The 26,877-nt window shown below is 46.2% G+C and carries 28 protein-coding genes; 23 read left to right on the top strand and 5 right to left on the bottom strand.

The annotated features are described in order from the left end of the window. Window positions 1-109 precede the first annotated feature (109 nt). The 7 genes from HF638_RS25970 to HF638_RS25940 all read left to right on the top strand — a co-directional run bounded on the left by HF638_RS25970 (window position 110) and on the right by HF638_RS25940 (window position 6,160). On the top strand, window positions 110-478 hold the full coding sequence (locus HF638_RS25970) for a hypothetical protein (protein ID WP_169482870.1): 369 nt from the start codon (window positions 110-112) through the stop codon (window positions 476-478). A 140-nt stretch (window positions 479-618) separates the two neighbouring features. Continuing rightward, on the top strand, window positions 619-1,167 hold the full coding sequence (locus tag HF638_RS25965; protein ID WP_062833964.1) for a glutathione peroxidase: 549 nt from the start codon (window positions 619-621) through the stop codon (window positions 1,165-1,167). An 80-nt stretch (window positions 1,168-1,247) separates the two neighbouring features. Further along, the gene (locus tag HF638_RS25960) at window positions 1,248-2,096 is read left to right on the top strand and encodes an AraC family transcriptional regulator (RefSeq protein ID WP_248278277.1); all 849 of its coding nucleotides are present in this window, start codon (window positions 1,248-1,250) and stop codon (window positions 2,094-2,096) included. A 136-nt stretch (window positions 2,097-2,232) separates the two neighbouring features. Continuing rightward, entirely contained in the window at window positions 2,233-2,487 is a 255-nt protein-coding gene (locus tag HF638_RS25955; protein ID WP_169482868.1) for a hypothetical protein, read from the top strand. 149 nt (window positions 2,488-2,636) lie between these two features. Further along, the gene (locus HF638_RS25950; RefSeq protein ID WP_169482867.1) at window positions 2,637-3,236 is read left to right on the top strand and encodes a nitroreductase family protein; all 600 of its coding nucleotides are present in this window, start codon (window positions 2,637-2,639) and stop codon (window positions 3,234-3,236) included. A gap of 215 nt (window positions 3,237-3,451) precedes the next feature. Next, window positions 3,452-5,083, top strand: coding sequence for an S-layer homology domain-containing protein (locus HF638_RS25945; protein WP_348982155.1), 1,632 nt, complete (start codon window positions 3,452-3,454; stop codon window positions 5,081-5,083). Between the two features lie 159 nt (window positions 5,084-5,242). Further along, a complete protein-coding gene (locus tag HF638_RS25940) occupies window positions 5,243-6,160 on the top strand; it encodes an NAD(P)/FAD-dependent oxidoreductase (RefSeq protein ID WP_169482866.1) in 918 nt (305 codons plus the stop codon). Window positions 6,161-6,281: 121 nt separating this feature from the next. On the opposite strand, the gene HF638_RS25935 is transcribed toward HF638_RS25940, so the two are convergent. Next, window positions 6,282-6,491: a hypothetical protein gene (locus HF638_RS25935; RefSeq protein ID WP_169482865.1), complete on the bottom strand. Its 210-nt coding sequence runs from the start codon at window positions 6,489-6,491 to the stop codon at window positions 6,282-6,284. 242 nt (window positions 6,492-6,733) lie between these two features. Between HF638_RS25935 and HF638_RS25930 the strand changes: the two genes are divergently transcribed. The 5 genes from HF638_RS25930 (at window position 6,734) to HF638_RS25910 (ending at window position 9,823) form a co-directional block, all read left to right on the top strand. After that, window positions 6,734-7,087 carry a DUF3243 domain-containing protein gene (locus HF638_RS25930; RefSeq protein WP_169482864.1) on the top strand — a complete coding sequence of 118 codons (354 nt, stop codon included), beginning with the start codon at window positions 6,734-6,736 and terminating at the stop codon, window positions 7,085-7,087. A 246-nt stretch (window positions 7,088-7,333) separates the two neighbouring features. Further along, a complete protein-coding gene (locus HF638_RS25925; RefSeq protein WP_169482863.1) occupies window positions 7,334-7,900 on the top strand; it encodes a hypothetical protein in 567 nt (188 codons plus the stop codon). 158 nt (window positions 7,901-8,058) lie between these two features. Continuing rightward, window positions 8,059-8,919, top strand: a complete 861-nt coding sequence (gene cyoE / locus HF638_RS25920) for a heme o synthase (RefSeq protein ID WP_169482862.1) — start codon at window positions 8,059-8,061, stop codon at window positions 8,917-8,919. Window positions 8,920-9,112: 193 nt separating this feature from the next. Continuing rightward, window positions 9,113-9,595, top strand: a complete 483-nt coding sequence (locus HF638_RS25915; protein WP_169482861.1) for a tetratricopeptide repeat protein — start codon at window positions 9,113-9,115, stop codon at window positions 9,593-9,595. A 30-nt stretch (window positions 9,596-9,625) separates the two neighbouring features. Next, window positions 9,626-9,823 (top strand): hypothetical protein, encoded by a 198-nt coding sequence (locus tag HF638_RS25910; RefSeq protein ID WP_169482860.1) that lies wholly within the window; start codon window positions 9,626-9,628, stop codon window positions 9,821-9,823. A gap of 41 nt (window positions 9,824-9,864) precedes the next feature. Here the strand turns inward: HF638_RS25910 and HF638_RS25905 are convergent, their stop codons facing one another. Next, a complete protein-coding gene (locus HF638_RS25905; protein WP_169482859.1) occupies window positions 9,865-10,740 on the bottom strand; it encodes a LysR family transcriptional regulator in 876 nt (291 codons plus the stop codon). Between the two features lie 165 nt (window positions 10,741-10,905). Between HF638_RS25905 and HF638_RS25900 the strand changes: the two genes are divergently transcribed. From HF638_RS25900 to HF638_RS25885, 4 genes are all read left to right on the top strand, one after another. Beyond that, window positions 10,906-11,853 (top strand): DMT family transporter, encoded by a 948-nt coding sequence (locus tag HF638_RS25900; protein WP_169482858.1) that lies wholly within the window; start codon window positions 10,906-10,908, stop codon window positions 11,851-11,853. Window positions 11,854-12,041: 188 nt separating this feature from the next. Further along, window positions 12,042-13,073 (top strand): LacI family DNA-binding transcriptional regulator, encoded by a 1,032-nt coding sequence (locus HF638_RS25895; RefSeq protein ID WP_169482857.1) that lies wholly within the window; start codon window positions 12,042-12,044, stop codon window positions 13,071-13,073. A 246-nt stretch (window positions 13,074-13,319) separates the two neighbouring features. After that, the gene (locus tag HF638_RS25890) at window positions 13,320-15,866 is read left to right on the top strand and encodes a beta-mannosidase (RefSeq protein ID WP_169482856.1); all 2,547 of its coding nucleotides are present in this window, start codon (window positions 13,320-13,322) and stop codon (window positions 15,864-15,866) included. A gap of 213 nt (window positions 15,867-16,079) precedes the next feature. Then, window positions 16,080-17,990, top strand: coding sequence for an AraC family transcriptional regulator (locus HF638_RS25885; protein WP_169482855.1), 1,911 nt, complete (start codon window positions 16,080-16,082; stop codon window positions 17,988-17,990). Between the two features lie 139 nt (window positions 17,991-18,129). On the opposite strand, the gene HF638_RS25880 is transcribed toward HF638_RS25885, so the two are convergent. Together HF638_RS25880 and HF638_RS25875 are read right to left on the bottom strand one after the other, a co-directional pair. Continuing rightward, window positions 18,130-18,801 (bottom strand): hypothetical protein, encoded by a 672-nt coding sequence (locus HF638_RS25880; protein ID WP_169482854.1) that lies wholly within the window; start codon window positions 18,799-18,801, stop codon window positions 18,130-18,132. Between the two features lie 43 nt (window positions 18,802-18,844). Next, on the bottom strand, window positions 18,845-19,366 hold the full coding sequence (locus tag HF638_RS25875) for a zinc metalloprotease (protein ID WP_169482853.1): 522 nt from the start codon (window positions 19,364-19,366) through the stop codon (window positions 18,845-18,847). Window positions 19,367-19,595: 229 nt separating this feature from the next. On the opposite strand from HF638_RS25875, the gene HF638_RS25870 reads away from it, so the two are divergent. From HF638_RS25870 to HF638_RS25850, 5 genes are all read left to right on the top strand, one after another. Beyond that, complete coding sequence (locus HF638_RS25870; RefSeq protein ID WP_169482852.1) at window positions 19,596-20,273, top strand: SOS response-associated peptidase; 678 nt, start codon at window positions 19,596-19,598, stop codon at window positions 20,271-20,273. 183 nt (window positions 20,274-20,456) lie between these two features. Further along, a complete protein-coding gene (locus HF638_RS25865) occupies window positions 20,457-21,587 on the top strand; it encodes an NADH-dependent flavin oxidoreductase (RefSeq protein WP_169482851.1) in 1,131 nt (376 codons plus the stop codon). 137 nt (window positions 21,588-21,724) lie between these two features. Next, entirely contained in the window at window positions 21,725-22,492 is a 768-nt protein-coding gene (locus HF638_RS25860) for a DeoR/GlpR family DNA-binding transcription regulator (RefSeq protein ID WP_169482850.1), read from the top strand. 20 nt (window positions 22,493-22,512) lie between these two features. Then, on the top strand, window positions 22,513-22,971 hold the full coding sequence (locus tag HF638_RS25855; RefSeq protein WP_062833984.1) for an OsmC family protein: 459 nt from the start codon (window positions 22,513-22,515) through the stop codon (window positions 22,969-22,971). A 58-nt stretch (window positions 22,972-23,029) separates the two neighbouring features. Then, window positions 23,030-23,620, top strand: coding sequence for a DUF2062 domain-containing protein (locus HF638_RS25850; protein ID WP_169482849.1), 591 nt, complete (start codon window positions 23,030-23,032; stop codon window positions 23,618-23,620). Here the strand turns inward: HF638_RS25850 and HF638_RS25845 are convergent. After that, the gene (locus HF638_RS25845; RefSeq protein WP_169482848.1) at window positions 23,598-24,527 is read right to left on the bottom strand and encodes an AEC family transporter; all 930 of its coding nucleotides are present in this window, start codon (window positions 24,525-24,527) and stop codon (window positions 23,598-23,600) included. The genes HF638_RS25850 and HF638_RS25845 overlap by 23 nt on opposite strands. A gap of 214 nt (window positions 24,528-24,741) precedes the next feature. On the opposite strand from HF638_RS25845, the gene HF638_RS25840 reads away from it, so the two are divergent. Together HF638_RS25840 and hxlA are read left to right on the top strand one after the other, a co-directional pair. Beyond that, a complete protein-coding gene (locus tag HF638_RS25840; protein ID WP_169482847.1) occupies window positions 24,742-25,824 on the top strand; it encodes a lactonase family protein in 1,083 nt (360 codons plus the stop codon). A gap of 416 nt (window positions 25,825-26,240) precedes the next feature. After that, window positions 26,241-26,873, top strand: coding sequence for a 3-hexulose-6-phosphate synthase (hxlA, locus tag HF638_RS25835; protein WP_036670570.1), 633 nt, complete (start codon window positions 26,241-26,243; stop codon window positions 26,871-26,873). Window positions 26,874-26,877: the final 4 nt, after the last annotated feature.

Here is a 26,877-nt window from a genome sequence, read left to right as displayed (position 1 = left end):
TAGCGTGTACATTTAAGTCTTTTTTGGCCTTGGCATCCATTATGGTGTGGCTTGCTTGAGTTTGAAGACACGCCCTAGTTGGATCTTTTTAAATTTGATTGGAGTTATCATGGCAGTATTTACACTCGGTATGGGGTTGTTTCATGGCATGAAGCAAATAGAAAACATCGTAAAACGAATATCTTTCAAGTGCTGTTGCATCATTTTCGGTATCGGCTTGATATTACTTTTTGCTCCTAAGACAGTGTCGGGTATCCAGGATATAGGTCCTTATCTCTCCCAAGATTACGAAACAGTAACAGGTAAACCGAACTACATAGGATCCATGGGCAAGAAATGGAGGGAACAAACCATCGAAATAAATCAAATGGAATTGATTAACACTCGGGATATCGCCTGGGAAAATCGAGATAAAACACTGGAAATAAAGTATCTGCCCAGAACCAAATATGTTATGAGTATTAGAGCAGTTGAGTAATCGATATATTTTCAAATATCTCTGAGTCTAATCTGAACGATCAATATCTTCTCCGATACAATAGTTCAAACTTCGTATATAATTAACAATGACATATGATGCTGTATGACTACATAACTATCGCGAGGTGCACTAGACTTATGCCAACCATCTACGACTTTACCGTAACCAGAACCAGTGGAGAGCGTTTCCCGCTCTATCAATATGAAGGAAAACCTGTGCTCATCGTAAACACGGCAAGCAAATGTAAATATACGCACCAGTTCGATGACATGCAGAAGCTGTATGACCAGTATAAGGATCAAGGACTTCAGATTATTGGTTTCCCGTGTAACCAGTTTGCAGAGCAAGAGCCTGGAAGCAGTTCGGAAGCGGAATCGTTTTGCCAGATTAACTATGGTGTGAAATTTCCGATGTTCTCCAAACTGGATGTGAATGGAGAAGCGGCGCACCCACTCTACGACTTTTTGAAAAGATCAGGGCCTTTTGCTGGCTTTGATGAAACAGATATACAGGCAAAACTATTGAAATTAATGGTGGCCGATAAAGCACCAGAATGGTTACATGGAGATGCAATCAAATGGAATTTCACGAAATTCCTGATTGATGCAGAGGGGCGTGTGGTTAGACGCTTCGAACCGATCGACTCCATCGACGAGATTCAAGAAAGTATTAAACAGCTTCTATAATTTCACTTTCATATATCCTATAGGGGCATGACCGGAGTCGTCTACCTCTCCCGAACAGGAGGTGCATGAATGTGCCGAGTATGATGCAATTTAGTGCTCCACTGGAGTATAGTTACCGTTCCACCAGTACGTTTAACCCGGGCAAGTCAGATGGATTCCATTCACATCCACACTATGAAATTTATTATTTTCATGCTGGAGAATGTACCTATATTATAGGAGACCGGGTATACAATCTGGAGCCGGGTGATCTGGTGCTGATGCATGGCTTGACTCTTCATCGACCGCATCCGAAACTTGGCAGTGCTTATGAGCGAAGTACACTGCATTTTGATCCGTCTGCCATTCGCAGCAGCCTGCATCCAGACCGCATGGTTGAGGTGCTGAAGCCATTTGAAGAACTTAGAAATTGCCGAGTCAATCTGACAGGAGAAACCCGCTCTGAATTCGAAGCGCTATTGCATGATCTTCATCGACTGTCTCAAAGTCAGACCAGTTACAGGCAGGAGCGCATGAATGTGCGACTGTGTGATCTGTTGTATTTTGTAGCAGAGATCTGCCAGGGCAATGTGGAAGAACACCTTCCTTCATCGGAGAGGGAGCGTCATGTGCAACATATTATCCGTTATGTGGATACGCATTATATGAAGGATATTGGTCTGGATGATTTGGCGCTGGAATTACATCTGTCCAAGCCATATCTGGCAGGTATGTTCAAGGAAATGACAGGACTGACGATATTCAAATACCTGTATGACCGTCGCATCAATCAGGCGAAGCTGTTGTTTCAATTCCAGCCGGAGATCACCGTGACAGAAGCAAGTCGATTGTCCGGTTTCAAACGCCTTTCGCATTTTAGCCGGATGTTCAAACAAAGTGTGGGATGTTCGCCTGATCTGTACCGTACCCAATTGCATCGCCAAACATAGAAGCCTTCTGTGAGCTGTCCAGCTTGTCTGGTTGGCTTTTTTGTTGATTTTCTTTCGGAAAATGCACATCAACTTGTTTAGAGGACAGGCAGAACAGGTAAAGAAAGGGTAATGAAACCAGAGGAGGCGATCATGAATGAAAGAGCGCACACCGGATCAGAATAACAGCGATACTCGTCAGGACCAATCTCGAGACAATCCCGAACAATATAAGACGGAGCATGAAAGTTTGCTTGACCGACATGAGGAAGAACAGACTGTAGATCCAATTCCGATGGAAGATCTGAATATGGAGGCTCAGGAAGAGAAGAATAAAGATCAGACGAAAAGCAACTCGTCTACCGAAGAGAAATACCGGGCGGATTATCGTAAAAAGACGGGCGAAAAATAATTTCAATTGCTGTTTTAGGCAAACTTGTTGAAATGTTTTCGGTGAATGTATATTTAGTGAAAATAAATTAGCTTGTTGACTAATGTATGTTACTATATTATAGTTACTATGTTGGCAATGAAAAACACCATTTTGGGAGGCGAATAAGAATGACTACTTTTTTTGATGCATTGAAAAACAGAAGATCTTATTATGGAATCAGCAAGGAATCTACAATTTCGGATGCTAAAATCCAGGAAATCGTAGAAGAAGCGGTGAAATATACACCAACTTCCTTTAACTCACAAACATCCCGTGCCGTTGTATTGCTGGGTGAACAACATGATAAATTGTGGAATCAAACAGAAGAAATTTTGCGTGAAGTGGTAGGTAATGAAGAAGCTTTCAAATCCACTGCTGAGAAAATGACTGGATTCCGCAGCGGATATGGTACGGTTCTCTTCTTCGAAGACAACAATGCGATCGCACAGCTTCAACAGAATTTTGCAGCTTATGCAGATAACTTCCCGATCTGGGCGAACCAATCCAACGGTATGTTGCAACTGGTAATCTGGACTGCTTTGGAACAAGAAGGTCTGGGTGCATCTTTGCAGCACTACAATCCGCTGATTGACGAGAAAGTGAAGCAAGAATGGAACATTCCTGAGAACTGGAGATTGATCGCTCAGATGCCATTTGGTAAACCAACGGCAGCACCAGGCGAGAAAGAGTTCCAACCGATCGAAGAGCGCGTAAAAGTACACAAATAAATCAATTTCATAATACCTTTAGCTGCTTCAATCAAGGCTAGATATAGATCAAAACGTTTCAATTTGTCTATATCTAGTTACATAAATTCATTTTAATGAGTTATGAAATTGATTCAAGTAAGCTTCGCATTTCCCAACATTTAACCACATACGGCCTCGCTTCAATTTGATACGATGATACTTGATCGTAATTCAATGAAGCGAGGCTTTTTAATGTGAATAATAGATTAAAAGACATAACGAACCAACGTCTATGGAAAATGGCTTTATGCGGGATATTAGTACTTGGATCGGTGGCTGGATATAGCAATATTGTTCAAGCTGCAACAGTCCAGAAACAGTTTCAGGATACGCGTACCAGTTATGCCAAGGATGCCATTACACATTTGGTGGACAAAGGCATTGCTGCCGGTACTTCAGAGACTACGTTTGAACCGAAGAAAGCCGTTACTCGTGCAGAATTTGCGACATTTGCGGTGAGATTGCTAGGTTTGAAGCCCGTTAAAAATAACATTAATCCTTATCAGGATATAAGCATGAATGCTTGGTATTACGGCAACGTTGCCGCCATGACGAATCTTTTTATTCTGGAGGGCAAGGGTCAGGGAACGTTCCAGCCTAACGCTTCCATTACGCGCGAAGAAGCGGCAGCCCTGCTAGTTCGAATGTTAAAACAACAACCCGTAGAGACATCACTCTTATCTTCAACCTATTTTGATGCAGATGATATCTCGGACTGGGCACGCCCTTATGTGCAGACGGTATACCAGCTTGGGCTGATGCGAGGAAGCGGAGGCGTGTTCCGACCGCATGACCAGGTAACGCGAGAAGAAGCAGCCGTTATGCTCGATGCCATTTTACAAAAGAAAACATGGTCTGAGCAGTTACAACGTGGGGATGAGCTGGGCGTTCAGTTGGGGTGGCAATATAACTCCACTACAGCTGAATTCAAGAAGCAAGTGGAACAATCTGAGGTCAATACGCTCGTCCCGCGCTGGTTTTTCTTGAACAGCAGTATGAAAGTAACAGATCACGCAGACCCGGCATTGATCTCCTGGGCATCTTCCACAGACAGGCAGCTATGGCCATTGCTTGGTAATCGTTCGGATTCGGCACTTACCCATCAGATGTTATCCAGTTCGGTCAACCGAGCTGCGGTGATCTCACAGGTAGCCTCCTATGTCAAAACCTATAAGCTGGACGGGATTAATGTGGACTTCGAGAATGTCGATCCTGCGGATCGTGAAGGGTTAACCGCATTTGTCACTTCCTTGACGGCTACGTTGCACGCACTGGGTGCAGTAGTGTCTGTGGATGTATCACCAGACCTTGGTACAGATTGGACGGATGCATTTGATTATGCCAAACTGGGTGCTGTATCGGATTACATGGTGCTGATGGGATACGAGGAACACTGGAACGGTGATCCGAAAGCAGGATCAGTGGCGTCTCTTCCATGGGTGGAAAAGGCATTGGATACTATGCTCTCCGAGGTGGTACGCGCCAAAACAATTTTGGCTCTTCCGCTATATACACGGGACTGGTCTTCAGTGAATCCGGCAGCTAGTTCTTGGGACATTACACTGGCAGAACAGGGAACGCGTGCGCATACCACGGGATCTGTAAGACGATGGGATGCAAGTCTGGTTCAATATATTATCGGGTACAACAGTAACGGTATGCCAAGATATATATGGGCAGAGGATAGTCGTTCGTTATCTGCCAAAGTGTTGTTGAGTGAGCAACGGCAAATTGCTGGACTGGCTTACTGGTATATGGGCGGCGAAACAGCCGATGTATGGAATGCTATATCGAATGCATCGCGATTTGAATCTTATAATTTTTAAGCAATCATAAATCTTATAGGCCCAAACTCACCGTGATTCCGACGGATGGTTTGGGTCTGTTTATTTTGGTATAAGATAAGCAATAAGAGGACGCGTTAAGTTTGACTGAACGGTTTAATGTATAGAAGGACAAAATATATGTTCAGGAGGAGAAGGAGCATGCGAGAGGTTGATTGCATAATCGTAGGTGGAGGGCTCGCAGGGCTTCAGGCAGCCATTCAGCTTGGGCGTTATTCGGCCCATCAGGTGTTGGTGATCGATGCGGGAGAGGGCAGATCGACGTTGTGTCGGACTTATCATAATATTCTCGGTTTCCCCGATGGGGTGTCTGGCGAAGAACTCCGTGCCCGAGGCAGGATTCAGGCAGAGCGGACAGGCATATCTTTTGAGAAAGACCGTATCGTAAAAGCGGGACGTCAGGGTGACAAGATTCAATTATTCGGTACTTCCGGATCTGAATATAGGAGCAAAACCGTACTACTGGCAACAGGGCTCTCGGATAGAGTTCCCGACATTCCGGGATTAACCCCTACGCTGGGGCGTACAGTCTACGTCTGCCCTGATTGCGACGGCTATGAGATTCAGGATCAACGTACAGTCCTGTTGGGATCTGGTGAAGCGGGTGCCAATATGGCGATGATTTTAATTCAGCGTACGAATGATCTGTTATATATCAATCATGAGCAGGCCCCTATATCTGCTGAGCTTCATCGCAGCATGAAAGAGGCGGGCGTTCGCTATCTGGAAGCGGCGGTCCAGGAAGTGCAGCAGATCGAGGACGGCCATATCACTGGTGTTCTTACCGAAGATGGACAGATTTTTGAGTCCGAACGAGGTTTCATCGCTTTTGGAGGCAATCGGGTACACTATGAATTGGCGGAGCAGCTTGGAGCTGTAATCGCAGATAATAAACATGTAGAAGCTGATCCGCGCAGCTTGCAGGCAGCGACGAATGTATGGATTGCCGGAGATCTGGGTTTACATGCAGAGCAAGCAACGGTTGCGATGGGTGAAGGTTCCATTGCCGCGATCTGGATTCATAAGGCGCTGCAGCAGATGACAAAGGATTCACTTTGAAATGCACCTCCTGATATGAGGTTGATTGTTCAATTTTGCATTACCAAAAAGTCCTCCCAAGCCATGCATGTGGCAGGAGGACTTTTTGAGCTATCTTTTGCTAGGTAGAAAAGAATCACGCTTATTTACTCGATGAATCCGTTGACTTGGAAGAAGACTTCTCGTCCTTTGAGTCATGGGAGAAATCCTTCCGGATGTTCTCCACGATGTCGCCAACTACGCCTTCAATCATATCCGTTGGCCCGGGATTCTGCTTGTCTGGGTGTATAACCGTGTTCACGCCTGGTTCAAGTTCATCATTTGTTTTCTCATGTTTGGTTTTGTCGCTCATGGGAAATCCCTCCTTGTTCCGTAATGTACAGGTGTTTCTTAACATAACCAAACACCATTACGTATATGTAAACGATTAACCGCTGGAGTTCATTTGAAACGTGATGCTCGAAGATCAGGACGTTTACAGGATAGAAATGGACTGATTAATCTTGGACAAGCAGTTTATATTATAGATAACCGGTTAATGTTACGCGTGTTGCATGAATCCAATGAACGACTACTTTCAAGGAGGTTATTCAGATGAATGAACAAAATCATGTCATCCATAAAGATGGCCAAGTTTCCACTGACAAGGTGGACAATGCAATCGAGAAGATTGCACCGGAAGAAAGAGAACAGATCTTACAGAACTTTGATGCATTCAAAGAATACCTGGGTAAGCGAATTGCGATGGGAGAATCCATTGGACTAAGCGAGGAGCAGATGGCCAAAATCGCCGAGAAAGTAGCAGATTATCTGGCAGATCGGGAAGAACCTCGTAATCGTGAAGAAAAACTGCTTCAGGAGCTGTGGAATGTCGGTAAGGAAGATGAACGCCACATGCTGGCTCATATGCTCGTTCGTTTGGCGCAAAGCTCCAAACCCAATCATTAAGAGGAGCAAGTAAAGAACCCCTGAATGGCGATGCCTTCAAGGGTTCTTTGCCGTTTACGAAGACGATAGACAGAAGAGATGACGCGCGTTGTAACTATTTTTAATCTGGCTGATACTTTTATAATCTCTGTTCCAAGTATGATAGGAAAAGAAAGAACGTTGGAATGGATAGTTCACATGAGCGTTTGAGAAGAAAGACTTCCGGTTAAGGAATAGTAACGTTCATATTAAGGAGAGATGTTACCTATGAAGAACGCGACAAAACAATGGAAACTACGAATGATCGGTGCAGTTGTTGCTTTACTTGGTATGATTGTGCTGACTACATATTTGCTTACCCCTGCGAATGCTCAAGGTAGTACGGACGCTCAACAACCTTCTGCGAAAGAAGCTCAGGTTGCAAACTCCGAGATGTTTACTGCCTACGTGGAAGGTTTGCACCAAGAGAATGGCAAGTTGTATATGACAGTGGACAAGATTGGCTGGTATCAAGGTGAAGAAGCCGATGCGGTTTTTGCACAGCGTAACCCGGAAGCCGGTATAGATGGTGCTCCAGATGGTTACTATATTGTTAATGACAGCAAAGAGCAGGAACAGGTTGAAGTTAGCGCCAATGCTGAAGTATTGATGCAGTTGTACGATCGGGATGGTACGATGCAGGGCGCAGACATTCAGTGGAATGAACCTGTGACATTATCCAAGTTCGAATCGTTGTATGAGAATACCCGTATTCTTGATCTGTCTGTATTCCCGTATCATCTGACGGTGCAGGACGGAAAAGTTACTAAAATTGTGCAACAATACATCCCATAAAAATGAGATGAAATTGATCAGTCAAGCATTCCTCCGGTTCTTTGGAACGGTGAGGGATGCTTTTTGGTTATGACAAATTCATGAAAGCGATTGTAATTAATGGTAGGTACATGTATCATTATTGGAATGGCGTTTTTACATAGTTCAGGAGGAGCCTCATGCTTAAAGACATGATTGCATTAACCAAACCCGGACTTCTAAGGCTGAATGTGTTTGCGGTGGCGGTAGGATTCTGGGTAGCTTCAAAATGGGATATCAACTGGTTATCTCTGTTCATGGTCGTGATTGGATCAACTTTGGTTATTGCTTCAGCTTGTGTGATTAACAATTATTGGGATCGTGAATTGGACCAAAAGATGGAGCGCACCAAAAAAAGGATGGATTACATCAACCATCTGAAGCCAGGGTTTGTACTTGGTTATGGTATTATCCTTGGTGTTGTGGGACTAGCAGTACTCTATCTCCTGGTGAATCCGTTATCAGGTTGGATGGCCCTGCTCGGATGGTTCGCTTATATCGTGATTTACACGATGTGGTTGAAACGCAGTTCGACGTGGAGCACGTCACTGGGTGGAATTGCAGGAGCGATGCCGCCTGTCATCGGTTATACAGCTGTAACGAATGAAATTGATGCAGGTGCCTGGTTGCTGTTCGCGCTTTTGTTCCTGTGGCAACCACCACACTTCTGGTCATTGGGGATTCGCCGGGTGGAGGAGTATCGCGCTGCCGGTTTCCCGTTGTTGCCTGTTGTTAAAGGGGTGAAACGCACCAAGCTTCAGATGATCCCTTATGTTTTTCTGCTGCTTCCTGCCGTATTTCTGTTGTATTACTACGACTATGTTGGTCTGGTATTCCTGATTGTATCCCTGATGGGTGGGCTCATCTGGTTCGTGCATACACTTAGCGGACTGAAGACACAGGATGATGAGAAATGGGCAAAAGTGAACTTTCTGATCTCGGTGAACTATCTCATGCTCGTATTTATTGTCATGGTCGCGAACACGGTATGGTCTAACTAAGGTGATGAACAGATCATTTTTAGAGAGAGATTTCACCTTAGCTAGCTGCCTTCACGGAATGAAAAAGCACACTATGGAATAGCGTTTGGACAACCTAGGTTGTTAAAACATATTCTCTGGGGTGCTTTTTTGGTATAATAAAACAATTGAATCATATATGTGGGAATTATAATGCAAGATGGGAAGTGACAGCATGAGTAATTTGGAACAGGCCGTGCGATGGAGAAAAGAAGGCAAGGTGCAGGAAGCGATTGAACTATTGCAAGAGATGACAGGGCAGGAACCCGAGAATGCGAATGTCTGGTATCAGCTGGCTTGGGCACATGATTCGCTTGGATTGGAGCGGGAGGCTGTCCCGCATTATGAGAAGGCACTAAGTCTTGGGCTTTCTGCTGAGGACAGAGCAGGCGCAATACTCGGGCTGGGCAGCACATATCGAACGCTTGGACAGTATGAGCAGGCAAAGGATTGGTTTGAAAAGGGGATGAAAGAATTCCCGGCGTACCGGGAATTTGAGGTATTCTATGCCATGGTGCTCTATAATCTGGGTGAACATGTAGAAGCGATGCAACGACTGCTCGTGCAACTCGCAGATACATCAAGTGACAAGAGAATAAACGACTATAACCGAGCGATACGTTTCTACGCAGATCAGCTGGATCGGGTGTGGGAATAGATCGAAGACACAGAAAAGGGAGATGGATGTATGAACTCCAATCAAGATCTGAAACAGGTAAATGAAAGATTGGATCAAATTGAGCGGAAATTGGATAACCTGGGAGGCAGCCAGCAGAACAAACGCTCACCTGGCGTGCGTTTCCTAATTGGTTTTGGCATCACGATTGCGGTTATATTTGTACTGATATTGACCCTCGGCGTTATCCAATTTGTGAGTGACGGATAGGAGAAATCGATCTTAACGACAGAGGTGTGAGTTCTCCAAATTTACATTGTCTGGCCGAGCCACTGTTGTACCTCTTCAATGAAACGCCGCGTAGCGGGCGATAGATTGCCTAAAGACGGACAGGCCATGCCAATCGTACGATAAGGATCTCCAGAGAGTGGCACCAGTGCGAGCGAATCGGTATGATTTTGAAGAACCATCTCCGGAAGCAGGCTGATGCCGAGGCCGTTACGGACCATCGCCATGATGGCCTGATCTTCTGCGACTTCATAGACGACATTGAGCTTGGCTGCATGCTGCCGGATCAGTCGTTCAATCTCGTTATCTCCGCCCCATTTGGGTAGAATAAAAGGTTGCTCCAGCAGAATATCAAACGATAATGACTCCTCTGAGGCGAGAGGATGATCCAGAGGCAGGATGCACATCATCCTGTCTTTTTGTAATGGAATGGTCTCAAATGGTGATGAATCGCCGAGGGACAGAAATCCGAGATCGATGGCACCTCCAGCCAGCCAGCCCTCAATCTCAGCATAATCGCCTTCCCACAGCTTGATCTCAATTCCGGGATGACGCAGACGAAACTGTTTCAGAATGCCTGGCAACCATTGCGTGGAGACACTGGCGAATGTACCAATACGCACAGTACCAATCTCGGCGCCGCGAATGAGGGAGATCTCCTGGTTCATCAGTTCCGTCCAGCGTAGAATCTCACGAGTATATCCTAGAATGCGTTCCCCTTCAGCGGTAACACGCACACCGGAGCGGCCGCGATGGAGCAGTGAAAAACCACATTCTGTCTCCAGACTGGCGATGGCATGGCTGACTGCGGATTGGGTGATATTCAATGCTTCTGCTGCTTTGGTGAGACTGCCATATTCCACAACGGTATTCAATATTTCGTATTTGATCAGTGACATGAATGGTCCCGTTCCTTCCCAGTTTTGATACATGAATTTATTTCATATAATCTATTATAAATATTCATTTTTATAATGCAAAGAGATCGTTTATACTTGCCAAGGCGAGTTAGTTTGACGCACGATCACAGAGATCAGAATACATAGAATGAAGGTTGAAGCAAGATGAATGGTGTACAGGTTAATCAAGGTCAGGCAACGAGAAGAGCGGACATACAGATGCTGCTCGCAACGGTCATATGGGGATCATCCTATCTGTTTATGAAATCGGGCCTAGAGTCCATGCAAGAATTGAATCTGGTCGCATTTCGTTTCGGAATTGCCTTTATAGCGGCAGGACTTCTTTTTCATCGGCGGTTGTTTAAGATGGACCGCAGAACACTTGTGGCAGGCGTCATTATGGGGACAGCTTTATTCGCTGCATTTGTATTCATCACCTACGGTGTGCAACGAACAACCACATCCCAAGCGGGATTCCTGATAAGTTTGGCCGTTATTTTTGTACCGATCCTGACGACGATCCAGCATCGTCGTATGCCGGATAAACGATTGACGCTCAGTATCCTGGTTGCAGTTACCGGGCTTGGCTTGCTGACGCTTCAACATGAGCTGAGTCTGCACACGGGAGATATTCTGTGCATTCTTGCAGCACTCGTGTATGCGATCTATATAATGATTGCTGGCAAGTACACACCGAAGCATGATCCGTTAACATTGGGAACGGTTCAATTAGGTGTTGCGGCGATGTGGGGAATTGCGGCTACATTTTTGCTGGAAACGCCACGTATGCCCGATACGGCTGAATCTTGGGCAGCAATTCTCGGGTTAGGTGTGTTGTGTAGCGGATTGGGATATATTTTGCAAACACTCGCGCAGCGTCATGCTTCTCCCACGAGAACGAGTCTGATCTTCTCACTCGAACCACTGTTTGCAGCAGCCTTTGCATTTACCTTTCAAGGGGAGTCGCTAACGTTGCAAGGATATGTCGGAGCAACGCTAATGTTAGTCGGTGTTCTGATCACAGAGATCAAACTTCCACAGCCTATCTTCTGGCGCAGAAAACGTCCGGCTTTACAGTCGGAACTCGGCGATCAGGGAGCACCAGGCGTATAAGTAAGGGACAAAGGTCCTTTCGTCATCTTCTATGGAAGGTGAGGAGAGGGGCTTTTTTTGTTATGTCGAACACCTTGTGTAACAGATAAATGACTACCTAACAAAAATAGAATAACATAACCTTGTTTTGTTGATTTTTGTTTTTTATGCTAAACTGAATGGAAAATAAGAAAAAACGGGTGAGTAGGATGGCCAAAAGAGTAACGATGCAGCAAATTGCAGATGCTGCGGGGGTATCCAAATTCGCAGTCTCTCGTGCGCTGACGGGCAAGCCTGGTGTGAGCGAGCATACACGCGAGATGATTGTCAGAACGGCGGGGCAGCTCGGGTATTTCAGAACCGAACCGAAGCGTTATCCGGGGGAGACACCGGCGTCTGCCGAGATGAAGCCAGTAGCGGAGCGACAAGGCACTATATTGATTTTGTTTCCTAACATTCGTTCTCAGAATCGATCATCCTTGTACTGGGGACCAGTGTTCGATGGCATTTCGGAGAGGCTGAATGAGAAGGGCATGGATATTTTAACGCTGACGGAACCCTCTTCAGATCGGATGTTCTCGGTCCTTAATCCGGAAGCGATTAGCGGAGTTATTACCGTGGGCACCATTTCAACATCAGTATTGCTGGAGATTTACAGGTTGCGCATTCCGCTTGTTATGGTGGATCATGAAGACCCCGCCATATACGCAGACTCGGTTTTTACGGACAATATAAAGTGTATGAAAGAACTTGTTCTCATACTCGTTGGAAAAGGGTACAGAAGATTCCAGTTTGCTGGGCAACTGCCTGATGCTGCAAGCTTTCGAGAGCGTTGGCTTGGATATCGTACGGTGCTGGAAGAGAAGCAGTTGGAGGTGGAGCAGCAAGCAGACTTACTCGGAGCAGAGTACGAGCAGATCCGGAAATCCATTGCTGAAATGAAGCCGGAGGACATCCCGGAAGTCATCGTATGTGCGAATGACCATACAGCTGTCATTGTTATTCAGGCACTACAAAGTCGAGGTATTCAGGTGCCTGAACGCTGTGCCGTAACAGGGTTTGACAATACGCAGACGGATGAGCCCATTCTCGCTTCGGTGCATATTAACAAAGAGAATCTGGGCACGAGAGCGGTAGATCAGCTGTTGTGGCGGATCAAACATCTGGATGAACCTTATGAACGCAAGCTGATATATTCGGAATTGATTATTCGAGATGAATATAACGCCAGTATACAGTAATGTGGTATGCACTTATTGGATCATTTTAACGACGACATACGAATAAATAAACTCAGGTGAGAGACATGGAGAGGTCAGAGCTTCATGTCTTTTTGCTATGCAGAAATCATTTAACAAATTAAATTACAAAACAGATTGACTACGAGAAGCATATCGTGTTAATTTTGTTTTGTAAGTTATTTATGTTTATGCTAACAAAACCTAACAAAATAATGTTTACCAACTCTAACAACAATGGAGGCTGTCATGAGCACAATACAATCACATGTTTTTCAGAATTGGACGTTCAAGGCTTGCGAAGATCAAGAGTGGATGCCGGCTCAGGTGCCAGGCTGTGTGCATACAGATTTGCTGAAACTGGGCAAGATTCCAGATCCTTTTTATGGAACGAACGAGAAGGAAGTACAATGGATTGATAAAATAGATTGGGAATATCAGACGGAATTTGACGTTGCCGAAACGTTGTTCTCCCAAGAACATCTGGAACTGGTGTTTGATGGTCTGGATACATATGCGGATGTGTATGTGAATGATGTGCATGTGTTATCAGCAGATAATATGTTCCGGGTATGGAAGGCGGATGTGAAGTCCGTATTAAAGGGGAGCGGGAACATTCTCCGAATACGTTTTCGGTCTCCAATTCAGGAAGACCTGCCGAAGCTGGAGAAGCTCGGATATGCATTACCTGCATCCAATGATCAGTCCGAAGTTGGCGGACTTGGCGATAAGAGAGTAAGTATCTTTGCCCGTAAAGCTCCATATCACTATGGCTGGGACTGGGGTCCGCGTTTTGTAACCAGTGGTATCTGGCGTGAAGCACGTCTTGAAGGTTGGACACAGGTGCGAATCAATGATGTGTACATCCAGCAAAATGAAGTAAGCGCTACCTTAGCTTCACTAACGGCTGTTGTGGAAGTCGAGACATCACAAGCGGTAGATACGGTCATTCGTATTGGGGCAGATGGTCAGAGATGGGAAAGATCCGTATCGCTACAGCCCGGAGCTCAGACGGTGGAGATTCCAATCTCCATGAATGAACCGAAACTGTGGTGGAGCCGTGGACTTGGTGATCCGCATCTGTACACCTTCCTTGCGGAAGTGCTTCAAGGTGAGCGAGCTGTGGCTGAATCTACAGTGAAGACTGGGCTTCGTTCCATTCGGCTAGTACGTGACAAAGATGAAGCGGGAGCATCCTTTTACTTTGAACTAAATGGTGTTGCGGTCTTTGCCAAAGGGGCTAATCACATTCCGAATGATAGCTTCATCACCGAAATTACACGTGAACGTTATCGACATGAGATTGTATCTGCTGCCGAGTCCAATATGAACATGCTTCGTGTGTGGGGCGGCGGGATCTATGAGCAAGATGACTTCTATGAACTGTGCGACGAATACGGTATCCTGGTATGGCAAGACTTCATGTTTGCATGCAGCATGTACCCGGGAGATGAAGCGTTCCTGAACAGTGTGAGACATGAAGCCATCGATAATGTGAAACGTCTGCGCAATCATCCAAGTATTGCACTCTGGTGTGGAAACAACGAGATTGATTCGGCTTGGGCTCACTATGTCGAGAATGGTGGCTGGGGTTGGAAGAAGGAATTTACTGCCGAGCAGCGTGAAAGCATCTGGGCCGATTACGAAGCCATCTTCCATGATCTGCTGCCAGAAGTGGTTGAAGCGTATGCTCCAGGTGTGGATTACTGGCCTTCGTCACCACTTGTATCACTGTCAGGGGATGAGAAGCAACATGCGCACCCGTCCACAGCCGAAGGCGATATTCACTACTGGGGCGTGTGGCACAATGTAGAACCGTTTGAAAACTATAACGTGCATGTGGGTCGTTTCATGAGTGAATACGGATTCCAGTCTTTCCCGGAGTACAAGTCAGTTCGCACTTACGCGGAAGAAGAGGATCTGGCTCTGGAATCGGAAGTGATGCTTGCGCATCAGAAGAATGGCGCAGGTAACCGTCTGATCAAACAGTACATGGATATGTACATGCATGAATCGAAGGATTTCCCATCGTTCCTGTATATGAGCCAAGTGCTTCAGGCGGAAGCGATGAAGACAGCGATTGAAGCGCACCGTCGCCGCAAACCATTCTGTATGGGCACGCTTTACTGGCAAATGAATGACTGCTGGCCGGTGGCTTCATGGGCCGGTATGGACTACCTTGGTCGTTGGAAAGCATTGCAGTATTATGCGAAACGCAGCTTCAGCGATGTGCTCGTATCCGTAGACGGAACCAAGGAAGATACAACAGATATTTATGTCATCTCCGATCAACTTGAGCCGGTGAAGGGTCAATTGCAGGTTCGACTGATTGGATTCGATGGCACGGTGTACCGTGAAGAAGAGCATGAAGTAAGATTGGCTTCCAACTCGGGTCAACAGGTGTTGTCACTCAGCCAGGCTGAATGGCTCGAAGGACATGATGCAGCATCTACGCTGCTGCGGATTGATCTGAAGCAGAATGGAGTAGCGGACATTGTGCAGGAGCATTATTTTGCACCATCCAAAGATCTCGCATTGCAGCCTTCACAAATTAAAGTAACTGAAGTTACTGAAAATGATGGCAAATATCTTCAACTGGAAAGTGATGTGCTTGCCAAACAAGTATGGATTTCCTCTGAAGCGGAAGGCGTATTCTCGGACAACTTCTTCGATCTCATTCCAGGCATTCCGGTGAAGGTGCAGTTCACTTCCAGAGATGGGCTGCAATCTGTCGATGCGGTTTCCAATACAGGACTTATTCAGGTTCGTTCCATGGTTGACTTTATCAAACTATAATAAGGGTTACCATTAGAACGGTTGAGATCTCTCTATGAGAGATTTCGACCGTTTTTATTTTGGAGTACCCAAACAAACTAACTACAAGTGAAGAGGACTTCAAAGATAGCTTCAACATTGCTATAATTGATAATCATTATCAATTATAAATGGGTTTTTAATCACAATGCCAGGGTATTGTACATGTTAAATTGCTTAGGAAAGGGAGTCTATATGGGAATTCAGAATGACATCAAGCTGTGGGATCAGGTTCAGGTTCGCGTGCTTGATGTCCGTCTTATATCATTGGCAACAAACGAGTTCATACGCAATTATGTGTTACCGACCAGTGCGTTTGTGTATGTTCAAGGCAGGGGGCAGGTCTGGCTGGATGAAGAGGTGTGGTCTACGAGCCAGTTCTTGCTGCTGCACGGGGGAAAAGGAACGCGCCTGACACTTGAAGCGACCGGTGCTTCGGAGGTACATCTGATTTTATACAAATCAACGTTACCCTCCAATGTGTTGGTAGAGTACCGAATGATGCTGAACCAGCGTAATCCGTTTGAAGAGTCCTGGGCGACAGCGCCGGATCATGCACTTGAGCTACGTGAGCTTGTGCTGAATATACATGAATGCTGGTCAGGGCAGGAGCAAGTGGGTAAAATTCAGGTCAAAGTGTACTTCTTTCAACTGGTACAGCTTGTATTGTTACAGCGGAATCGCATGCTTAACGAAGTTCAGCAGCCTTCGCTTACCGATCAGGTTTTGCGATACATCAAAGCTCATTACCGTGAATCGATCTCGCTTGATTCGCTTGCCGAGTCCTTGAGTTACAGTCCACAATATCTATCACGCAAATTCAAGGAACAGACGGGATGTACACCGACAGAATATGTGATTCGGTTACGAATGGGTGAGGCAAGGAGTCTACTTACATCCACGAAAGCTTCATTACAGGAGATTGCTGCGTATGTGGGTTATATGGACCCGTTCTATTTCAATCGTATATTCAAAAAAGAGACCGGCATCACACCGGGACAATATCGGATGAAGCAGCAGGCAAGCTCGAAATCAGTTTCGAAAAGTACATTAAATGCAACAAATGAATCCATTGTAACAGAGGAAGAGGAACGTTATCCTTTAATTGATGATGATAATCATTATCAATATACGGGAGATGAGGAAATCAACATGTTTAACCATTTCAAATCAGCGATCATGTCGCTTGCGCTTGTACTCACATTGAGTGCTTGTGGAACAGCCCAGCAGGGGGCAGAAACATCCGAAGTTGCGGCTGAACCCGAACAACCGGCAGTCGTGGAAACCCAAATGGTAAATACGACCTTTGGTGAGGTAGAAATTCCTGCACACCCGGAGCGAATTGCTGCCATAGATTATCTGGGAACGGTGCTTGCTCTTGGTGTCAAACCGATTGGTGGAGGCCAATTTCTAATGAACAGTCCTTATCTGGAAGGTCACATGGATGGTCTTGAAACGATAGGCGATTCCGTTGAACAATTGATGGAGCTGGAGCCGGATCTCATTATTACATTGAATCCGGACAAGGCCGCTTATGAGAAATACAGCAAGATTGCTCCAACCGTTTCGATCGCATCCATCACTTTCCCAGCACTGAAGGACGAAGTAAACTATTTCGGTAAAGTCCTTGGCAAAGAAGCGGAAGCAGAGAAGTGGCTGTCTGATTTCGATGAGGAGATTGCCAAAATCAAGCAGGAGGTGCAGAGTGTTGTTCCAGCTGACGCTACATTCTCCGTTATGCAGGAATATGATCGCCAAGTCTTCATTTTTGGTAATCAGTCGGGCCGGGGAGGGCGTAACATCTACGAATTGCTTGGATTGCAAGCACCAAAGAACATTCCAGCCGAGTTGATGCAGGGCGCCTATCATGAATTCTCCATAGAACTGCTCTCAAAATATGCCGGAGATTACATTGTGCTGACCAGTAACTCTCAGCTGAAAGAGCTTCAGGCAGATCCGATCTGGGGTTCATTGCCTGCTATCAAAAATGGAAAAGTGTACATATGGACGGAAGAGCAATCCTGGTTCCGTGACCCTATCGCCTTGTTGAAACAGACACAGGATCTGGCTGAATGGATTATTGGACTTAATACACTGTCTAAGTAAGAAACTTCAAAAAACCGTGCCGCCCAGTTTGCTGAGCAGCACGGTTTTCATATTTCTATGTAGGACTGAACAGTAGAAGGGGACTAGCTGTCTGTACGGAGAAGAAATAGTGGTGTGATTGCCGTATAAAAGATATCGGTTATTGTTTCTTTTGTTCGTTCTGAATTTCTTGCAGATCCTTCAGTTGCAGTGTGAGGTCATTCTCGGGGTTTGCGCTCACAATGACTTCTGACTGTGATTGTTGCTGACCTGGCTGGTTCGACTTGGCGGCAGGTTTGATTACGTAGAGACTTTGAACGGAGTTGAGCAAGCTGGCAGGGGTGTCTTCATACGTTTCCAGGAAAAGCACATAGTCTTTGGTAGGGATCAGCTTGAGGTTATCATCATTTATAATCTCGGTGTTGCCTAGTTGTCCGCCAAGTTGCTTCACTTCAATGTGTTCCCCGGCAGTGTAACCGCCCTTATAGGATTCAGCGACCTGAATCGTGTGGATCGTATAGATTTTATCAAAAGAAGACGGCTCTCCGCCCGGATCGGACGCTGGGTTTAACTCGTTCTCATTCGCAGCATCGGTAGCTTGTACGATATCGTTTAAAGCTTCCACACGAGTCTCAACCACACTGCCTTTCACAATGGTATTTGCTCTCTCGGACAGGTCGCCAATGCTGGTATAACTCGGGTAATCTTCAGAAGCAATGATGGTCAAGGGTGCATCGGACGGGGACGCGGTAGGTGTAACAGAAGAGCAACCAACAGCAGATAGAATGAAAATGGAAGAGAGAAGAAGCGTTAATACTCGTTTTTTGTTCATGGACAGGAATCCTCCTTGGATTTTGGAATGAGTTCGTAGCGGATTAGTACTTGGATCTTACGTTGTTTATATCAAAAGTTTGGGGTTGGGTCATGGAATTGCGGTTGCGGGAGTAAGACATAATGGAAGGACTGCTTGTTGTCGGGTTGTCACCGAGCCATACGGAGTGTCCGAGTTCATGGACGAATACGCTTTGAATGAAGTTGGATAAGTTGGTCGCGTCAGGAGTAATCGTGGATGCATTGAGTTCGATGCGGAAGCTTACAACTTGACTGCCGGATACGGAGGCGTAGTTGACACCATATGCTGTGTTATTGAAGTTTCCTGCGGTGATGGTGTTCGGAGAGTTACTTGTTTTGGTGAATTGAACTTTGGCACCTGCATTGTTCCAGTTGGCAAGGGAAGCGTCCATAGGGGTCTGCCAGGCGGAGGCGTAATTATACGTGCGAATGGGGATGGTGGTGCTGGGATAACCGTAGGTTAGAAAGGTTGCCGCATAGATGGTACTGCCGAACATGGCAATCGCCGAGAACAACATGATGCTCATCAAAAACTTCCTTTTCATACTTAAAACCTCCAATAAATGTATTTTTTATTCTCTATTATAGTAACAATTAATAGTTAGATTAAAATGAGTCCGAGGTCGTTGTTTTTGTCGTGAAAAACATGAAATATATCTTGATCCTAACCTAATGGTGTCAAAATAAGTCATTTTCTGTTCGATGTGCATGCATAATTTCCCTAAAGTTACAAACAATACATCCAACTTACACAGGGAAAGGTAGTGCTTGAGCATGTGCAACCGTTTTTCATTGGCAGCCGATCTGGATGAAGTCAGAGATCATTTCAAAGTTCAGCGAGTGATGTATTATTACAAAAACCGATACAATATCAGTCCAACCCAGCATACGCCGATTATTTTGCATCAGGATGGTGAGCGTGTATTGGATGAGTTCCGGTGGGGGTTCATTCCATTCTGGGGTCGTGATGCCGTTAACGCGAATCTCATGACCGTGCATGAGAATCCTTCCTATTACAAACTGGTAGAGACCAAGCGCTGCGTTATTCCGTGCAACGGATTGTATTACTGGCGGCAAGAGGGCAAGAAAAGTTATGCGGTTCGTGTTGTCATGCCGGATCGTGGCCTGTTTGGCATTGCTGGTTTATACGAAGTATGGAAAGACACACGAAAAGAGCCGCTTCGGACCTGCACGATGCTTATGACAGGGGCGAACATGGTTACCCGCGAGTTTGGTAGCAAAATGCCAGCCATTCTCTCCGAAGAAGAGATCAACACCTGGCTTGATCCTGCCAATACACGAGTGTCTCAGTTGCTTCCGCTGATCAAATCCTATAACAGTACAGAGATGAATCTGTATCCGGTAACACCAATGGTTGCTAATGACGAACACGACTGTTTCGAATGCGTGGAAGAGATGGATCAGAAGCTGGCCTACGTTCGGAGTTTCTGAAAATCTTTTGAGTAGAGTGAAGATGAGGGGGCCGAGAGTCTGAAGACACTCTGCTCTTTTTTTCCTTTCTGAAAATGAAGAGTTGCAATTGCGGTGAAACGTAACTATAATCATTACAGTAAGCGAACGCATATATTCATATATCTATTAAAAGAGATATTTATAATCAGGAGGGAACCACGAATGAATCCAAAGTTTAACCAGATGTTCGAACAAGTTTCACTACCGACTGGCATTACACTGAAAAACCGTATCGTGCTTGCTCCGATGACTCATATGTCCTCTAATGCAGATGGTACGATATCCGATGCTGAACTTGCTTATTATGCACGTCGCACCGGTGGTGCTGGCATGTCGATTACGGCTGTAGGGCATGTAACAGAGACTGGGATTGGTTTCCCGGCTCAGTTTGGCGTCTATGATGATCGCTTCATTCCCGGCCTGAAGAAACTGGCTGATACCATTAAACAACAGGGTTCTGTAGCCGTATTGCAAATTTTCCATGCGGGCCGTCTTACTCCTGAACAAGCCGTACCTGCGGGTCAAGTGGTTGCTCCTAGTGCAGTTGCGAGTGAGCGTCCGGGATCTCCTGAACCAAGAGAATTGACAGATACCGAGATTACTTCCATTATCAAAGACTTTGGTGAAGCGACACGTCGTGCAATCGAAGCCGGATTTGATGGTGTTGAGATTCACGGTGCGAACGGTTATCTGATCCAACAATTCTTCTCCCCGCATTCCAACCGACGTGAAGATCGTTGGGGCGGAAGTGCCGAGAAACGTCTGACATTCCCACTTGCTGTAGTGGACGAGATTCAGAAAGTTGTTGCCGAACATACGAAACTGCCGTTCATCATTGGTTATCGCTTCTCCCCGGAAGAACCGGAAACACCGGGACTCACGATGGAAGAAACGTACCTACTAGTGGATGCGCTGAAAGATAAAAACCTGGATTACCTTCATGTCTCTGTGAACGAGTTCTGGTCCAAACCAAGACGTGGCGAAGCAGATACGCGTTCAAGAATGGAATTCATTCTGGATCGTGTGAACGGCAAATTGCCTGTGATCGGTGTGGGTGCGATTCATACGGCTGCTGAGGCTGCTGAAGCGCTTCAAACAGGAGTACCATTGCTTGCAATTGGACGTGAGCTGATTATCGAACCGGATTGGGTTGAGAAAATCGAGAGTGGACGGGAAGAAGACATCGAAACGATTCTGACCAAATCGGATCAGGAGCGCTTGGTTATTCCTGACGGATTGTGGAATGCAATCATCCACACGCCGGGCTGGTTCCCTATGGCAGAAGATAAATAAGATACACTTCAGAACTGGAATGGAGGGGGCGAAAGCTCCCTCTTTTTGCACGTGGACCAAATTCTCCTTGTGATCGCACTGTGGTATGATGGAGGAACAGGATCAACTGGATAATCAACGGTTTGGAGTGAAGGAATATGCTCGTAGCTGAACGGTATGAGAAAATAGTGGAATGGGTGGATACGCAAGGCAGCATGCGTGTGACCGAACTTAGTGAGCGCTGCGGGGTGACGGAAGAGACGATTCGTCGTGATCTGGACAAGCTCGAACAGGCGGGCAGGCTCAGGCGGTCCCATGGCGGGGCGGTCAGCGTGAAATACAAGGAAGAGTTACAGTCGGAGATTCCGTATCCGGAACGGGCTGTAGCCCATGCAGAAGAAAAGCGCAGAATTGCAAGCGAAGCGGTAAAAATGGTGGAATCCGGCGACCGGATCGCCCTGGATGCAAGTACAACGGCGTGGTATATGGCGGCAGGATTGCCGAACATCCCACTGACGGTATTAACCAACTCGATTAAGGTCGCCGCAGAGCTGAGTAACAAGGAGCAGATTCGTGTGATTGCCACAGGTGGGCAACTGGCTTCGAAGTCACTGTCTTTTGTAGGACCGCTGGCGGAACGTTCGCTGGATGCTTACCATGTGGATAAAGTGTTTCTGTCTTGTAAAGGTGTGCATCTGACCAAAGGTATCAGTGAATCCAATGAATTGCAGGCCTTGGTGAAGCAAAAGATGATCCATATTGCGGATGAGGTCATTTTACTTGCAGATTCCAGCAAGTTTAACATCCAGGCGTTTACCAGAGTCGCTGAGATGAGCATTGTGGGGAAAGTGATTACAGATCAGGGTGTAGACGAAGAGCAGGTTAGCGCATTGATCGAACAAAATATTACGTGTATACGTGTGTAAATCAGAAAGGAATGAATGTCATGAAACATCCTTTTCATCTGAAAGCGGTATGGAATGGTGGACGTAACAGTGAGGGGACCATTGATGCAGGTGGATTAAAAACGGTCATATCGATTCCGCAGGAGATGGGCGGACCCGGTACAGGAACCAACCCGGACGAGATGCTGCTGGGTGCAGCCTCGACCTGTTACCTGATCACGCTGGCAGCGATGCTGGAGCGTTCGGATATTACGCCGGATGAGTTGACGCTGGAGTCAGAAGCAACGGTAGATGTTACAAATAACGTGTTTACGTACGAACGGATCGTACATAGACCCCGAATCGTGCTCAGCGCAGATGCCTCTGAGGCGGATCTGACCAAAGCCGAGCGCTTGGCGCACAAGGCTGAATCATCCTGTATGATCTCCCGAGCGGTGGCAGGTAATGTCGAGATGCAGACACAGCCAGTCATTGTTACCACTGGAGCTAACGCGGTGTGATATACTAAAGAATAGACGATTCAAGTCGTCATTTGTGCAAAATAAGGAGAAGTTCGGTATGACCACACAGAAGCGCAAGACTAACCGCTGGGTACGTTTAACACGTGCGATGAAGCTGAATTTTCTCAAATTGTTACGTGCTCCCGGAGGTGCCCATAAAGTATCCACCGGATTTGCCATAGGGTTCGGACTGGAACTGATCGTGATCTCGACCGCATCCCTGATATATCTCGTATTCTATCCCATTGTGCGACTGTCTGGAGGTTCGATGCCAGCAGCGATTGTTGGTAATGTGATCGGAAAACTTACGTTTTTGCCTATCATTCTGATGCCGATCGCGAAGCAGATTGGTTCCTGGATTCTACCTGCTCACAGCATGGGACAAGGACCGGTACACGAGAGTGCATTCATGGAACTGTTTCGTGGAAACTGGTCGGCCGTGAGTGAACTGTTACTTGGTGGATTGGATATCCTGGCAGGCATGTCTGTGTTCGGTGTCATTTTGGGTGTGATTTCGTACTTTGTCGTGAAATTCTTCTACGTCAGAGCACTCAACCGGCGTTATGAACGCCGGCTGGAGAAACGCCGACAAGCGGATCTAGCGTCGGTATCGCCTCCGGTATTAATCAGGAAGCCATCACAATCATAATCGGCAGCATCAACATGGATGCAGCGGTTGTCCACAGGATGCAACGGGATACAAACTGAGGAGAAGCATTGAACTGTTCAGCCAAAATAACGGCGTTCACTGCGGTCGGCATCGATGCGAGGATCAGCAGCACACTGAACAACGTACCCTCGACCTGAAGCGCGGTCAGAATCACCCAGGAGAGGATGGGCGCAGCTGCGAGACGGACCACAAGTCCGGTCCAGAAGGCTCGGCGTACATTGGGCAGCCAGGGCACTGTAGCACCTTTTGGTCTGAGCATCTGTGCTCCCAGAATGGCGAGAACGACAGGAGAGTAACCCGCGGCCATCATGGAGATGCCTCCATCGAGTGCGTCAGGCAGGCTCAGATTGGACGCACGTAGCATAATGGCGATGCCAGCAGCATAGATGGATGGCATGCGGAAAACGGACAGAATCGCATCTTTTACCGTGAATTGGGATCTTGCGGCAAAAAAGATACCTACTGTATTGACAATGATCATCTGTCCAATGACATAGACGGAAGCCTTGTCCAGTCCAAGTTGACCAAAGGCAAGCAGTACAAGCGGGAGCCCGTAATTCACGCAGTTCGTAAACGTGGAGACGAGGGTGAGACCCGCTTTTTCGCTTGCACCCAGACGGAAAACCCGGCTTAACAGCTCGGCGAGTGCCCACAGGGCAATCAGATTAATGATGGAGAACCAGAACGTGCTGGTGACGTCCGTCCAGGTAATCTCCGCATGCAGTAATGTATTGAAGATGAGCGCAGGGCTCAAAATATAAAGGGAAAAGGTCGAGAGTGACCGGGTATCCCAGTTCTTGAAGTGTTTTAACAGAATTCCTCCAATCACGGGAAGTGATATCGGCAGGAATACATGGTATAACGTGAGTAAAAATGAGTGAAGCAATGCAATTCAGTCCCTTCTGGATGAAAAACCTATCTTATCATAGCAGAAGATGCACCTCATATGAATGGATTTCAGTATGATCGTGTGCTTTCCACGCGTTGTTTAACCGATAATTTTACGGATGTGCAGCGACAGCGGATTGCTATTTTGATATGGCAGATTTATTATAGAAGAGGTGCAACAAGATTACATACACATAGAGGAGGAAACTGTAATGAGTGAATCAAAACGCTTGCTCGTACTTGCTGGCTCTTATGCCGAAACGGAAAATGAGGGCATTTATGCATATGAATTGAATGAGGATACAGGAAGCTTGTCCAAGCTTGACGGCATCGCTGGCGTGAAAAACCCAACGTTTGTCAACGTGGATGCTGAGGGTAACAAACTGTATGCGATTGGTGAAACAGCGTCAGCAGAAGGCAATAAAATGTCTGAAGCTGTAGCTCTGAGCATTGATCCTTCTACAGGAAAATTAACGTTGCTGAACCGGAATGACTCCATTTCAGCTCCACCATGTCATATCCAGCGCGATCCTTCCGGAAAATACTTGATCCTCTCCAGCTACCACGGTGGTCTGGTAGGTCTGCAAGCCTTGACGGATAACGGTGAAGTTGGAGCGCTTCTGGACGAGAAGAAACATGAAGGCCAAGGTGCGCATCCTGAACGTCAGGACAAGCCACATGTGCACTCCGCATTCTTCAGCCCGGATGGCAAATACATGCTGGTACAGGATCTGGGTGCGGATAAAATCGCGATCTATTCCATTGATGCAGACAAGAATGAACTTGTACTGCACAGTGAAACTAAAACACATGCGGGTGCAGGTCCACGTCACTTGGCGTTCCACCCGAATGGTCAATTCGCTTATGTGATCAACGAAGTGGATTCTTCGATTACTTCGTTCCAATATGATGCAGCAGCGGGTACGTTGACTGAATTGTCTACCGTATCCACATTGCCTGATGGATATGATGGCAAAGAGAATACAACAGCGGAAATCACAGTTTCCAATGATGGACGTTATGTATATGGTTCTAACCGAGGACATGACAGCATCGTTGTATTTGCAGTAGATGCAGACAAAGGTCACCTGACACTGGTTGAGCATGTATCTGCAGAAGGTGAGCACCCGCGTCACTTTGCGCTGACGCCTAACGGCAAACTGCTGATCGCAGCTAACCGCGATACCAACAACCTCGTGACATTCACGGTGGATCAGGAAAGCGGACGTCTGAAATACACAGGTCACAGCACAGGTGTATCCAAGCCGGTATGCGTGAAACCTGTATATCTGTGAATCAATTTCATAATACCTTTTAGTGAGTTATGAAATTGATTCGTGTAAAATGTTGAATTTTTAAAACCAGCTCTGCTGGGATTGGAAATGATAAGGACCCTGCCATGTGGCGGGGTCTTTTATATTGAAGACATAATGGGATGATTAGGTTTCTTTTCTGCTGTGAACGGGTTGGAATAGAGGATTAATCGCATTGTTTAATTCGGATAACAACGATTGATTATCAATAGTATCGTGCAAGTAACTACCCCACTTCAAAGTGCGTACTTCCTGAATGGATAGTCAGGGTCTACAATGAATGAGTAGCTAAAACAAACACTGCATGCATCTGAACAGACAAATTGGTGCAGGCTAAATATCTGATTATTATTTTTACAGGAACGACTCATACTTGAACAACAAAGGAGAAATAAATGATGAAATTGCAATTGGCACTCGACTTGGTAAACATCCCTGAAGGTATCGCACTGGTTAAAGAGGTTGAACAATATATTGATATCGTTGAGATTGGTACACCAATCGTTATTAATGAAGGTTTGCACGCGGTAAAAGCGATGAAAGAAGCATTCCCTAATCTCCAAGTTCTTGCAGACCTTAAAATCATGGACGCTGGTGGTTATGAAATCATGAAAGCAGCTGAAGCTGGTGCGGATCTGATCACTGTGCTTGGGGCAACCAATGACAGTACGATCAAAGGTGCAGTAGCAGAAGCGAAGAAACAAAACAAACAAGTTCTTGTGGACATGATCAACGTGCCTAACCTTGAACAACGTGCTCGTGAAATTGATGCGCTTGGCGTAGATTACATCTGTGTACACACAGGTTATGACCTGCAAGCTGAAGGGCAAAGCCCGTTCGAAGATCTGCAAACGATCAAAGCTGCTGTGAAAAATGCTAAAACGGCTGTCGCTGGTGGAATCAAGCTGGAAACATTGCCAGAAGTAATCAAAGCACAACCGGATCTGGTTATTGTAGGCGGCGGTATCACAGGACAAGCAGACAAAGCCGCAGTTGCAGCTGAAATGCAACGTCTCGTTAAACAAGGGTAAGCAG

Source organism: Paenibacillus sp. SZ31 (assembly GCF_012912005.1).
Taxonomy (GTDB): Bacteria; Bacillota; Bacilli; order Paenibacillales; family Paenibacillaceae; genus Paenibacillus.
Note: the sequence above shows the minus strand (reverse complement) of the source record. Positions and strands in the feature narration are given on the sequence as shown.

Bases quoted from the DNA above. Each gene is read 5' to 3' on its own strand.
- HF638_RS25910 (WP_169482860.1), top strand. From the start codon at position 9,626: ATGAACTCCAATCAAGATCTGAAACAGGTAAATGAAAGATTGGATCAA.
- hxlA (WP_036670570.1), top strand. From the start codon at position 26,241: ATGAAATTGCAATTGGCACTCGACTTGGTAAACATCCCTGAAGGTATC.
- HF638_RS25885 (WP_169482855.1), top strand. From the start codon at position 16,080: ATGGGAATTCAGAATGACATCAAGCTGTGGGATCAGGTTCAGGTTCGC.
- HF638_RS25870 (WP_169482852.1), top strand. From the start codon at position 19,596: ATGTGCAACCGTTTTTCATTGGCAGCCGATCTGGATGAAGTCAGAGAT.
- HF638_RS25940 (WP_169482866.1), top strand. From the start codon at position 5,243: ATGCGAGAGGTTGATTGCATAATCGTAGGTGGAGGGCTCGCAGGGCTT.
- HF638_RS25855 (WP_062833984.1), top strand. From the start codon at position 22,513: ATGAAACATCCTTTTCATCTGAAAGCGGTATGGAATGGTGGACGTAAC.
- HF638_RS25850 (WP_169482849.1), top strand. From the start codon at position 23,030: ATGACCACACAGAAGCGCAAGACTAACCGCTGGGTACGTTTAACACGT.
- HF638_RS25905 (WP_169482859.1), bottom strand. From the start codon at position 10,740: ATGTCACTGATCAAATACGAAATATTGAATACCGTTGTGGAATATGGC.
- HF638_RS25925 (WP_169482863.1), top strand. From the start codon at position 7,334: ATGAAGAACGCGACAAAACAATGGAAACTACGAATGATCGGTGCAGTT.
- HF638_RS25970 (WP_169482870.1), top strand. From the start codon at position 110: ATGGCAGTATTTACACTCGGTATGGGGTTGTTTCATGGCATGAAGCAA.
- HF638_RS25865 (WP_169482851.1), top strand. From the start codon at position 20,457: ATGAATCCAAAGTTTAACCAGATGTTCGAACAAGTTTCACTACCGACT.
- HF638_RS25900 (WP_169482858.1), top strand. From the start codon at position 10,906: ATGAATGGTGTACAGGTTAATCAAGGTCAGGCAACGAGAAGAGCGGAC.
- HF638_RS25890 (WP_169482856.1), top strand. From the start codon at position 13,320: ATGAGCACAATACAATCACATGTTTTTCAGAATTGGACGTTCAAGGCT.
- HF638_RS25965 (WP_062833964.1), top strand. From the start codon at position 619: ATGCCAACCATCTACGACTTTACCGTAACCAGAACCAGTGGAGAGCGT.
- HF638_RS25915 (WP_169482861.1), top strand. From the start codon at position 9,113: ATGAGTAATTTGGAACAGGCCGTGCGATGGAGAAAAGAAGGCAAGGTG.
- HF638_RS25950 (WP_169482867.1), top strand. From the start codon at position 2,637: ATGACTACTTTTTTTGATGCATTGAAAAACAGAAGATCTTATTATGGA.
- cyoE (WP_169482862.1), top strand. From the start codon at position 8,059: ATGCTTAAAGACATGATTGCATTAACCAAACCCGGACTTCTAAGGCTG.
- HF638_RS25860 (WP_169482850.1), top strand. From the start codon at position 21,725: ATGCTCGTAGCTGAACGGTATGAGAAAATAGTGGAATGGGTGGATACG.
- HF638_RS25955 (WP_169482868.1), top strand. From the start codon at position 2,233: ATGAAAGAGCGCACACCGGATCAGAATAACAGCGATACTCGTCAGGAC.
- HF638_RS25960 (WP_248278277.1), top strand. From the start codon at position 1,248: ATGATGCAATTTAGTGCTCCACTGGAGTATAGTTACCGTTCCACCAGT.
- HF638_RS25930 (WP_169482864.1), top strand. From the start codon at position 6,734: ATGAATGAACAAAATCATGTCATCCATAAAGATGGCCAAGTTTCCACT.
- HF638_RS25895 (WP_169482857.1), top strand. From the start codon at position 12,042: ATGGCCAAAAGAGTAACGATGCAGCAAATTGCAGATGCTGCGGGGGTA.
- HF638_RS25840 (WP_169482847.1), top strand. From the start codon at position 24,742: ATGAGTGAATCAAAACGCTTGCTCGTACTTGCTGGCTCTTATGCCGAA.
- HF638_RS25875 (WP_169482853.1), bottom strand. From the start codon at position 19,366: ATGAAAAGGAAGTTTTTGATGAGCATCATGTTGTTCTCGGCGATTGCC.
- HF638_RS25935 (WP_169482865.1), bottom strand. From the start codon at position 6,491: ATGAGCGACAAAACCAAACATGAGAAAACAAATGATGAACTTGAACCA.
- HF638_RS25880 (WP_169482854.1), bottom strand. From the start codon at position 18,801: ATGAACAAAAAACGAGTATTAACGCTTCTTCTCTCTTCCATTTTCATT.